The sequence below is a fragment of the Paenibacillus sp. CAU 1782 genome (genome assembly GCF_054551715.1).
In genome coordinates this window covers 93,800-105,384 of sequence record NZ_JBTOLL010000008.1, presented here as the reverse complement: position 1 = coordinate 105,384, position 11,585 = coordinate 93,800, and the positions used below count along the sequence as shown (strand labels likewise).

The following is an 11,585-nucleotide window of genomic DNA, read 5'->3' as shown; positions in this document are numbered from 1 at the left end:
CCCCTGTCTATCGCGGCTCCCCGCTGTAAAGCTTGTAATACAGCTCTGTTGTATGAGGCTCCGGCAGCACGCCCAATTCATTCTGGAGCATCTGCCGGAACATTTGATAGCTCTCTCTCACCATGATTGGATGGTTCATTTTTTTGTAGCCTTGCATGACCAGCCGGCATAGCTCGTCCGAATAAGGGAACTGCTCCTGCGCTTGCAGCAAACGCTGCACGGCTTCCTGATTCTGGCCTTCCTCCAGCTCGTGCCGAGCCATGCTGCACATTAGCTGGAAGTAGCTTTGCTGGAGATTCAACCGTTTATTTTCGGCCCATTCGTAGTTGTGATCTTCAAAATATTCTCCTTGATAGAGAGATAGGGCATATTCGTATTTGTTCCAGTCCGAAAGCCGCAAACCGCCCGACACTGAAGCAAGTTGCTCAAACTCGTCCACGTCGGTCTGAAAACCGCCAAGCGGAAGACGATAGCTTTCATCCTCGTATTCCACTGTGCAGACGGCTCCCCACTCCCGCAGCAAATGTCTGATCCTCGAAACGGAATGGTGCAGGTATGTAACTGCTTTGTCTTGCTCCTGTTCCCGCCAAAGCTTCTCGATCAGCCGTTCCTTCGTTACCCATGCCCCTTTTAAATGGAGCAGGTAGGCAAAAAGCTCCTGGGCTTTTTTGGTGCGCCACTTGACCTTTTCTCTGGAGGCGGCGCCCGTGACAAGCTCCAGACGCTTGAAGCAGCGGACGTTAATAACGTCCGCTGCCGCGGCAGCTTCTGGAAGGGCGGCATGCTTGCCCGTCAAGGCCATATATTCCTGAACGCGATCAATCGTTTTTCTGATCCGGTCCGCATCCACAGGTTTAAGCAAATAATCCAGCGCGTATAACTCAAAAGCTTCAACCGCATAAGCGGAATAAGCAGTAACGTAAACGATGCGGATTGAGGGAAACTGCTCCTGGATCAATTCGGCAGCCTCCAATCCGTTCATCTCCGGCATCCCGATGTCGAGAAACGCAACATCGGCATGCTCTGGCGACAGATGCTGGAGCGCTTCCTTCGCCGATGTATATTTTCCCGCAATTTGAACCCTGCCGTCGTTCTGAAGCAAACGCTCCAAATGAATCAAAGCCGGTTCTTCATCATCTACCAAAATGACCTTCAGCATATTCCCATGTCTCCGCATCGTAAAAATTTTATTGCTCGCTATCGATGTAGCTCAGCTCTCCATCCGGCAGTTCCTGTACATACCCTGATGCCGCTTCGATGTCCCGCTTCGCCCAATGGGCAGGGGGCACGTCGGACCAGCCGGTTCCCGGATAAGCTTGCGGCACCGGACGTCCCAGTACTTTGTTCAGCACGGTGACGGCTTCGCCGCGCAGCAGCAATCTGCCGGGGCGGAAGGTGGCGTCAGGATAACCCTGCATAATGCCGGCTTCCTGTACGGCGCCAATCGCGCCATCAGCCCAATGCTCCTTGGCATCGGCAAAGGCTGTCGCCTTGTCCGCCAGACCCATCCAGCGTGCTGCAATGGTTGCAAGCTCCGCTCTTGTGACGCCGGCTTCCGGCCGGAAGCTGACTCCGTCTCCATTCATAATACCATGACTTTGCAAAAGCTTGATAGCATCCACGGCCCAATAACCGGACGGGACATCTTGGAATTCAATGCTTTCAGACGCGGAGTTGCCGGACGTAAGGCTGGCCGTCTCCAGCTGGCGAGCCAGAATCGTTGCAAGCTCAGCGCGGGTTATGGTTTTGTCGGCTCTGAACGTGCCGTCAGGATAACCGCTGATGTATGGCGCAAAAATCTGGTCTCCCGTCAAACGCACGATGGAGAAAATGCTGAATTTCGTTACGTCAAAGGCAATTCCGTTCAGAACGCCCTCCGCGTCATACTGCAAGACCCCTTGTGCAAGAACCTGCTCTCCGTCGCTGTGCTGAATGTAAACAGCCAGCTCGCGGGCAAGCTTCGCCGCTTCAGGCGTGCCTTGTTTGATGTTCTGCTCGGCAAGCGGCAGAACAATCGTTGTTTTGGCAGACTTGTAGTTTGTTTCAATGGTTGCCGGTGTGCCCCATACTTCCGCGGCACGTCCGCCAAGCTGCTCTTTTAGTGCTTTTTCATTCAACAGGTGGCTGCGAACAGCACCCTGCTCCGCAAGATCCCGGATTGGCACAATACGGAAGAATAGCTCTGTGCCGGCCGCTTTTATTTTTGCCAGCGTATCCTGATCCAGCGTAAGCGTTGCTGTCGGCGTCACCAACTGCAGCGTTATGCCGTTATCCGACAGAAGCGCCACCGCTTCCGGTACAATCGTAACGGCCGTTTCGTCCGCCGGACTTTCCGGCGCCTTAGGATCGTTGATGACAATCGCAACGCGGGATTGTGTTGCTTTTTTGGCTTGAGCAGCGATTTCTTTCGCCTTTTCAGCCGACATCAATACGTTGTCTCTCCATTTTCCTTGCACGGTCATTTCGCGTTCAATGTCGACATTGGCAATCATTCCGCCGCCGTTGCCTCCGCTCAATACTTCTGCAGGACGGGTATTGTTATTCGCAATAGCGCCTACCTCGACCTGAACGGAATATTGGCGGGAACTGCTTCGATCGCCGGATTCCACGCCGACAACAATCAAATTGCTGCCAACCGTCAACGGTACCGACTTGTATTCGCCCTTCTTCACGGCGGTGCCGTTAATCGTCAGGCGAGCATCGCCTTGCAGCGTATTCGCCATCACCGACAACGAAGAAATATATGCCTTGTCGTCAACCGAATAACTAAGCTTGCCGCTTTCGAAATCACCCGAAATTTTTGCTCCGGACAACTTCAGCTCGCTCAGATAAGGAGCCGCCGCAGCTGTTGCTGCGCCTCTGTAAATGCGCAATTGATAGGTTTGCGATGTACCGTCCTGCGCCGTCACCACAACGCTTGCCGTTTGCGTTCCGTTGCGAAGCGTCACGGTTCCTTGCGCGCTGCTTCCATTTGCTGCTCCGCCGCCGATGGCGACAGTTGCGAAAGGACTGGCAGCTTGCGCATTTACAACAAGCTCTGCTCTATCGGACGGAACAATGACGCTGTATGCCAGTTCCGAGCCCGAGAAGTCGGTCGTTAATTGACCGCCTTGCAGCGTCAATCCCGACAACTGCGCATTGCTGTCATACTCTCGAACAACCGTCAGCGTATAAGTGCGCTGTTCTTGTCCATCCGGCGACTCGACTCTTACGTGAACGGAATTGTTTCCTGTCGTCAGATCAACCGGGGTTGCACCGGATGCCAATACGTTATTGATATAAATGCGGGAGCCTTGTTTATAGGCGCTTGCGCTTATTGTAATGCGGGAATCCTGGTGCTCCGCATATACCGTGTATTCGCTGGTAGCGCCGCTGAATGCCGGCTCCGGCAGCAGTTCTTCATCGCCCGACATCAACGACAGCGACTTCAGCACCGCTACGTTGGACAAGCGGGTCCCGATGTTAATGGTATACGTTCGGCTGCTGTTGTCCGCCGCGGTTACCTTCACCTGTACGGTTCTGATAGCTTGCGCCGAAGGAGCGCTAAGCTCGATGTAGCCTCCATCCTCAAGAGAACGGCCGTCAACCGTGACAACAGAATCGCTTGCTGCCGCTGCCGCGTACAGCTTGAAGTTCCCCTCTTCTACAATGGCATTGTAGCTTTGCTGATCGGGATGGAACAGCTCAGACAAATATCCGTTGCCCAGCTCCAGTCCCGCCAAATCTACGGCTTTGATTTTGGTATCTTCGACGCTTTCCGTGCCTTTGACTACCTCAAACCAATATTCCGTGCTGTTGCCCACCTCGTCCGTTGCGATCGCAACAACGGTGTGCGACGTTTGGCCGTCCCACTGGATAGGCGCGTAGTAATTGAATTTTCCGTCGCCATTCAGCGGTACAATGCGTCCATCAATAGTCAGCTTTGCTCCAATATCGGTCTGGCCGATAATCGGCAGCCTGCTGCCATACACCGCTTGTCCGCTAAGCGGCATGCGCTCTGGTCCTTCGCCGTCCAGCTGTCCCGCCGCATACAGGAAAGGTCCTGTGCGGTCTACATACAGCTTGGAATATTGGCTGCTGTAGTCTCCCCTTGCATTGACGGCCTGCACTTCGATTGTGTAATCCCTCTGCTCCAGCGTAGCCGCCTGCAGCAAGGCGTTCAAATCAAAGTTTGCCGTGCCCCCGGCAGTTACAGGGGTTGTCTCCAGTAGCTCGCCGTTGACATACAGGTCAACCTCAGCGCTTTGATCGCTCGCAACCTGAACGGTCACGGCTTCAGCCGCCGTTTTGACCATTGCTTCTTCCTGATTGTCGTAGCTCTTGTAAGTGCCGCTTACCTGTTTAGCTCCTCCGGTTGCAAAAGAAAGCTCAATCTTTGCAGAATCCGGCTCCGGCAAGAAGGCTTGAACCGCCGCGGATACAGGGCTGACAACCGTTTTTCCATTCGCCTCGCCAACCGCCATCACATCCAGCGTATACGTAAACCCGGATTCATAGCCGGCAATCGTAACGGTCTGCAGCTCGCCATCCTGATGATCCACGCCAAGCGTTTCCTTGACCGTTTCTCCGATTTCGTTCTGGAAAGCTACGGTAATTTGATAATATTCCACCTCAGGGACGTTGGTTCCCCGGAATTGGAGGGTCAACTCCTCATTGCCGGTCGATACCACTTGCACCTGCTGCGGCTGCTCCAGCATAACGGCCGCCGTCAGGTTAACCGGCTCTTTCGTTACCGCAAACAACGGAGCGATTTCTTCGCCTTCCGCAACCATTGCGATCCAATATTCGCCAGGCATATAGCCCTCTGGAATACTGATCGTCTCTATGCCTGAAGATGGAAGCCCTTCGGCGATAACCGGACCAATCGCCTTATCGGCTTGCTCCGTAAGCATCAGCTTCACCTTGGTTCCCGGTTTCGCATTGCTTACATTCCATTTCACGCGGTACGTATTGTCTGCGCCGCCCGCTGCAGGCTGCGCCGAAAATTCCTCGATTTTGCTAATGAGATCCAGCTCGTACAAACTCACCTGCACCGGTCCGCTGGAGATAATCTGCACTTTGCCTGCCGTCTTCACATCAGCCCCTGCATACAGCACATCCTGGCTTCCGACAAACGGAAGGTTGGACGTAAAGACAACATCTCCGTAATCCTCATCGTCAAGCGTATTGCGTGCGGCCGGCTGCAGCACAGCATTGTAATCCACCGCATCGCTGTCTTCAAACACCATTGGCAAAAGCTGGCCGGACGGCGCCCGCAGCTTCGTATCGGTGCCGCCGCCTTCGATGATGAACATATAGCGGCCCGGCTTGTCGATATCCAGACTAGTTGTATATTCCGCCTGGCCTTTCGAGAAAAACGGCGTTAAGTCGGTGTATTTCATTGTGCTGCTGAATGCGCGGAGCGTAACAAAGTCCGATCCTACGACTTTCCACGCGCCTTGCTCTTCTTTTGCAGCTTCCACCAGAATCGTCCATTTGCCTAGTTCATCCTCATAACGGGCATTCCATCCCGCTTCCCATGAGTTGGTCAGCAGAGGATAAACGCTGCCGTCCGGACGGTACAAAATCTCCGAACCGTTTGCCCCCTCGATTTCGAGCAAGCTTTGACCCTCTTTAAGCGTCACTTCCGTAGCCAGTGATTCCACCAAAAGAGCGGATCTAAGGACTTGGGTTGTTGTGGACGCCCCGATGGAATAAACCGCTATATCAGCAGCGTCGCCGCCGGTCAACAACCATTCGCCAGGCTGTGCAACATCCGCTACCAGATTCAGTTTGCCGCTAACGGCATCAGTGAACTGATTCCACCCCTGATGAGCGGAATCGGCAACCAGGCCGTATTCCCGGCCATCCGGCTTGTAAAGCTTGAGTTCGCCTTTTGCGCCATCCAGTTGAATGGCGGTCATGCCGCGGTTCTCCAGATTGATCGCAGTAACCGTTGCGCCGGAAGCAGCAGACCATAGGGTCGCCAACTCGCCAAGCCCAAGCTCCTGATGAACAAAAGTCAGCTCGTATACTTCAAACGAACGTGCGGAGGAAGCAGCAAGCTTCCAGGTTTCATCCTTTTTCACCGGGATTACAATAAATGTTTTGTCCGCAGAGGAATCATAAGCTGCCGCAAGGCTGCGGGCAGCACCTTCGGTTTGGGCTTCGCCAAATCCAAGCGGAACCTCGATTCCATTGGGATCTTTGATCGTTACGCCGCTGCTATTCCCATCCAGGACGAGCAACGCATTGTAAGCATGATCAGCCTTCCATTCATACTGAATCGTATGATCGTCAGGGAAAGTCGCTTGCGCCGCATCTTCCCGCAATACGGCTGTAAAATTACCTGTCGAGATAGCGGCTCGAACATTGCGGGTTACCCCGGTATCGCCCTGCTGAATAACCGAGTTTTGCAGCAATAAATCATATCCGTTGTCGACGGTTTCCAGCGGATTGGCCAGCGGCGCAAACAGAGCGGCCGATGACAAGCGCGATGACAGGCGGGAAGCGCCGAATGCAGCAAGCAGCGTCGGTGTCTTCACCATATTCTTTTTCATGCGCTCGATTTCTTTTTTCATATCCTTGCTTGCGCCCAAGCTGATGTCGAACTTGTTCGGCTTAAATACATATTTAGCCGAGCCGCCAAACCAGCCGGAGCCTACCGAGCCAAAAATTTGCTGGTTGTTGACGCCAACATCGATGCCGCCGAAGCTTTTTCCGCCGATAACGGAAACCCAACGCGGAATCTGGATGCGTGCGCTCACGAAGCCGTTGTAGCCCGTATTCGAGAAATATTGCGCAAACAATTCGCCGATGACAATGTCAATCAGATTCAGGTTTGCGTGCAGCTGGAAGCCCGGGCTGCTGATTCCTTTAAATCCGGACGCATTCCAGATCGTGATAAAATCAAGCTTGGCTACGGGTACCCAATAGATGCCCAGCTCGCCTGAAGCCTGGAAATGGTATCGCGACAGCCCTACGGCAAGGTTGTTGCCGTTGACCATGTTGTAATCTTTAATTTCCGGCGTAATGACGTCGGATGCTGCGCCGTACGCCTTCAGCGTAAACGGCACTTCGTTCTGGCTGGCAAGGCCGGAGAAGCCGCCGCCTATGCGAGTAATTTGGGCGCCTGTATTGCCCAGCTTGATTTTGCGGCGAACGCCAAAGCTGAGCGCGTCCAGTTTGCCCCGCTTAAACAGGATATCCGCTTCAAAACCAACCTTTTGCTTGCGCAGATCGAAGGAACCGCCCGCGCCGTAAATCGGCACGCGTGTATCCAGACGGAAACGAAGTTCCGCTCCTTCCAGCGGGCCTGCTTCGAAATTGCCTTCAATATTGAAGGTTCCGGCGAAGTCGAAGCGATCGCGCTTGAATTGCAGCGCTTCGATTTCCGATTCGCCTTTGATTTTGGCGGAGCCTGCCGTGAAATTCACTTTGATTTCGCCGCCAAGTCTAATGCCGCCGCTAACAAAGGCGATACTGTTAACCGAGATGGGCAGATTCAAATTCAGATAATCATAGTTGCTGCCCGCATTGTTCAATTCAATAGAAAAATCGTCGGATTCAAATTCGAATTCGCCTTGAAGCAGCGTATACATAATGCCGGATTGCTCGACATACAGCATGCCTTTGCCGGATACGACGGCATGTTCGCCGCGCATGTCTACCGTCAGCTCGCTGCCCTTGAATTTGACGTATTGATTAAGCAACACAACATGCTCCGGATTGCTCAGCCTGAATACGCCAAGCTCGCCTGGCAGCTCCCTGAATGGGCCGCTAATGGTCAGCTTGTCGATTTCCTCATTGTCCGGATCGCTCGACGGAACAACGATTTCATTATAGTCGCGCGGCTCGTATACGCCCGTCGACGTGATGAGCAATGCATCCTCAAGCACAAAATCGCGGTAAAAATCATGCTGCAGGTCAAGATCGTATTTACCGTCGCCGAGCGCATCGGTCCAGACCAGCTCCAGCTCCAGATCGTTGCGGACCTTGGCCGTCAACGGATAGACCTTGCCGTCTTTCCCCTTCAGCGTATAGTTGACCTCGGATGCCGGCCTTCTCCAGAGGTTGGTAATGCCTTCGCCGACAACCAGCATCCGCTTTTTGTCATCCGCATGCAGCACGGAAGGCGAAGAACGGTCGTATCGAAGATCCGCTACCACCATTGCGGGGTCCAGATAAAACTGGAAAGCCGCCGTATCGCTGTACGCTGTTCCAACGGTATTGGTGGCATATACCCGCGCTTCATAATGCACCTGCCACTTCAGACCCTTGAGATCAAACGTCAACGCTCCCGCTTCATTATCTTCGTCAATCAGCTTGGACCACTCGGTTTGGCCAAACTCTCGGTATTCTACGCCAATTTCCTGGAATGCTTTGCCGGTTACGTTAGCCATAATCCGGACAAGATCGTTTTCTTTATTGACTTTATCCATCAGCACTACTGGCGTCCCCGACAGCGTCACCGTAGGCAGGGCCGGAAGCTCGTTGCCGAACCGGAACGTATCGCCCGTCAAGCCGCCCCATTCATGGTTGCCGCCGAATACGACGAACTGCTCGCCGTCAAACGCCATGCTCATGTAGCTGCCGGAGCCCGGGCCGTCCTTGACGCCGCCGCCCGGACCTCTGGACGTGCCGGTTGTCAGCCACTCCACCCAGGAGGAATTCCAGCTTTCCCAGCCGATAACCGCTCGGTTGCCATTGCGATCGGGCGGATTTGCAATCGGGCGTTTCTTGTTAGGCACGATCGAATTGGATGGAGGCTGTACCCAGTCGAATTCTCCGCCATAGAAAACAACCCGTCGGCCGTCATAAGCCATAATGTGGCCCCAACGTCCCCAATCCTGCTGCTCTGTTGGCGTTGTATCTCCATTCCAGTTCGTGCCGTCCCAGATCCACAGCTTGTTGGAGTTAATCTGGTAATTCGACCCGTTGCGCGTTTCTGAACCGATATTGCCGCCATACAAAACGGCATGTTTGCCGTCATAGGACATTGCCCCGTAATAGGTTGGCGGCGGGCTTGTTTCCGGAGTCGCTTCTACCCAGCCGTTTTCGGTAAGGAGCCAGGTATCTCCGAGACGCACGCGCGTGCTGCCGGATAACGAATAACCGCCAAACAAAACCAGCTGTTTGCCGTCATAGGCCATATGCGAGCCTGCGCGCGCGCTTGGAACCGCGACATTCTGCTTTTCCCAGACCTGGCCCACGCCATTCCAGGACCACATGTCTCCCAATACGCCGGAGGCTCCTTGTCCGCCAAACATGATGATCCGTTTGGATACGGGATCATAAGCAATCGCGGCTCCGCGGCGGGCTTCCAGGCCTGCGGGAACGCTGCTGTTCGGAAGCTTGCTCCACGCCTTCTCCTCGCCGTCCCACATAAAATTGTCGCGAAGCAGCGCAGTTGCGCTTTGTCCGCCGAACAAAATAACTTTGCGATTTAGTTCATCAAAAGCCATCGCCGCGCCTTCACGAGCGCTAGGCGAAATGTTGCTCGTTATTTTTTCCCACGAATAATCGGTCAATTGGTCCAACGGCTGAGCCGGGGGCTGTTCTGTCTGGCCATCGTCGTTGCCGCCGCTGCCATCCCCATTTGGATCGCCGTTATCTTGGCCATCATTATTTTGGCCGCCGTCATTGCTTCCGTCATTGTTCTGATCGTCTCCGGCACCGTCAGCATCCTGGCTGCCATCCGGGTTGTCCAACCCGGCATCGCTTCCAGCGCCGCCGTCCGTTTGATCGTCTCCTGCTCCTTCGGTCCCACCGGAATTGTCCCCGCCATCTTGCTGCGTCGAGACGTCATCCGTGTCCGCAAATACCTGCTGCACGCCCTGATAGGCCGGATATGCAGGGTACAGCTGAATGAGCATCATTAAGGCAACGCAAAGGCTGATCACCCTGACCATACGCTTTTGAATCATTTCTGCAACATACCTCCCTGTAAGCATAAAGTCCTAAGTCTTGTAGTCTGTTTTCCATTATAGCGACGTGCTCTGGACATGTTCTAAACATTTTGGGCAACACTTCCATCCACAAGCCTCCCCGTCCCTCGACCCGGACCATCCCCGCCTAAAGGCCAGCACCAAGAATAGACCACGGACCGTTACCGCAGCAGGCAGCATTTTGTAAGATATAGACATAGAAGAGCCATACGAAAGGATGAATCCAAATGAATAAACTTTATCGGTCGGCAACGGACAACAAAATTACCGGATTATGCGGAGGCATTGGACAATGGCTTGGCATTGATCCCACAGTTATCAGACTTCTCGTCGTCATTTCCCTGTTTTTCAGCTTTGGCACTACGGCATTGATCTACTTCTTGCTTTCCATGTTCGTGCCGAAAGAGCCGTACCAAGGCTACTCTAACAGCAACTATTACTACTAAGGAGCTTTCATTCCTGCACGGCGGGCACCCGCCAATCCTATCACTATAAAAGGAGAGAGATCACATGGGAATTTTTCAAAGAGTATTCAGCATGACAAAAGCGGCAGCCAACGAGGTATTGGACAAAATCGAAAATCCCGTTATGATGTTAAACCAATATTTGCGGGAGCTTGACGAAGAGATCGCGGCAACGGAACGCAATGCTGCCAGCCAGCGGGCGCAGGAGCGGCTTCTTGCAACCAAGCTGAAAGAACAGCAAGCGCAAGCGGGACATTACGAGGAAAAGGCCATTCAGGCCGCGGCTCAGGATCGCGAAACAGAAGCCCGCGCGGCGCTTGAAGCCAAGATTCTGTATCTGGAACAAGGCGAAGAAACCATCAGGCTGCAGCAGCTTGCCCGCCAGGCGGCAGAGGAGTTAAGCCAGCGGGTGGAGCACTTGAAGGAAGAGCGCGTGCGTCTGCATAGCAAACGGACGGAGCTGGCTGCCCGGGTCAGAACGGCAAGCGATACCCCCGGATTTGCTTCGTCCCCCCTCAGCGGTGCGGTAAGCCAGGCTTCACGCGGGTTTGACCGGATTGAACAAAAGGTGATGGAATGGGAAGCGCATCGCGAGCTTGCCAAATCCAGCGGAGGACATTCCACTACAGCGTCCTACTCTCAATCGGCGGTTGCGCAGGAGGAGCGGAACGAGCGGGTGGAGGAAGAGCTCCAGCGCCTGCTGAGTCAAAAATCCGGCAGCTAACGCCGCCTTGATCATAAAAACAGAGAAGCGCCCTTCACGTTATTGCAGCGTGAAGGACGCTTTTTTTGTGGCGGCTATTGCAGGGGTGCTAGCCATTTGCAGCTAATGTGATGTCTAAGGTGCGGTCAACAGGCTTTCAACAATAAAATCCAGCTGCTTGTCCAAGGAATAAATATCGTTGTAGTCAAATATTCCACGGGGCTGAGTCCCATTGCGTCCTTGAATCGCCGCGTCAAGTGGCGCGGACTCCAGCCAAGCCGCTCCGCCAACGCCTCAATGCCCGTATTGTCCCGGTAGTGCTGACTTAAATAGCGAACGGCCGGCATCACGGGATCCGCTGGTGAAATGCCTTCATTCCGGCTCTGGCGTCGCATGACCAGTATACAAGATAATCATTATCACTTGCAGACATTCACTGTAAAATGAACAAAATTCCCTGTTATTTAATACTCCCGGCCAAAAAAAGATATA

The 11,585-nt window shown here is 53.8% G+C and carries 5 protein-coding genes; 2 read left to right on the top strand and 3 right to left on the bottom strand.

All coding sequences use genetic code 11. The features are described 5' to 3' along the window. Positions 1–7: 7 nt before the first annotated feature. The gene (locus ACX93W_RS17335) at positions 8–1,159 is read right to left on the bottom strand and encodes a response regulator (RefSeq protein WP_459393631.1); all 1,152 of its coding nucleotides are present in this window, start codon (positions 1,157–1,159) and stop codon (positions 8–10) included. A gap of 28 nt (positions 1,160–1,187) precedes the next feature. Continuing rightward, positions 1,188–9,905, bottom strand: a complete 8,718-nt coding sequence (locus ACX93W_RS17330) for a cadherin-like beta sandwich domain-containing protein (RefSeq protein WP_459393630.1) — start codon at positions 9,903–9,905, stop codon at positions 1,188–1,190. 248 nt (positions 9,906–10,153) lie between these two features. On the opposite strand from ACX93W_RS17330, the gene ACX93W_RS17325 reads away from it, so the two are divergent. Both ACX93W_RS17325 and ACX93W_RS17320 read left to right on the top strand, forming a co-directional pair. Further along, complete coding sequence (locus tag ACX93W_RS17325; protein WP_459393629.1) at positions 10,154–10,372, top strand: PspC domain-containing protein; 219 nt, start codon at positions 10,154–10,156, stop codon at positions 10,370–10,372. 64 nt (positions 10,373–10,436) lie between these two features. Then, positions 10,437–11,114 carry a PspA/IM30 family protein gene (locus tag ACX93W_RS17320; protein ID WP_459393628.1) on the top strand — a complete coding sequence of 226 codons (678 nt, stop codon included), beginning with the start codon at positions 10,437–10,439 and terminating at the stop codon, positions 11,112–11,114. Between the two features lie 125 nt (positions 11,115–11,239). Here ACX93W_RS17320 and ACX93W_RS17315 read toward each other — a convergent pair whose 3' ends face one another. Further along, positions 11,240–11,440 carry an AraC family transcriptional regulator gene (locus tag ACX93W_RS17315; RefSeq protein ID WP_459393627.1) on the bottom strand — a complete coding sequence of 67 codons (201 nt, stop codon included), beginning with the start codon at positions 11,438–11,440 and terminating at the stop codon, positions 11,240–11,242. Between the last annotated feature and the right edge of the window lie 145 nt (positions 11,441–11,585).

Coding starts and splice junctions, on each gene's coding strand:
- ACX93W_RS17325 (WP_459393629.1), top strand. CDS start 10,154: ATGAATAAACTTTATCGGTCGGCAACGGACAACAAAATTACCGGATTA.
- ACX93W_RS17320 (WP_459393628.1), top strand. CDS start 10,437: ATGGGAATTTTTCAAAGAGTATTCAGCATGACAAAAGCGGCAGCCAAC.
- ACX93W_RS17335 (WP_459393631.1), bottom strand. CDS start 1,159: ATGCTGAAGGTCATTTTGGTAGATGATGAAGAACCGGCTTTGATTCAT.
- ACX93W_RS17315 (WP_459393627.1), bottom strand. CDS start 11,440: ATGCCGGCCGTTCGCTATTTAAGTCAGCACTACCGGGACAATACGGGC.
- ACX93W_RS17330 (WP_459393630.1), bottom strand. CDS start 9,905: ATGATTCAAAAGCGTATGGTCAGGGTGATCAGCCTTTGCGTTGCCTTA.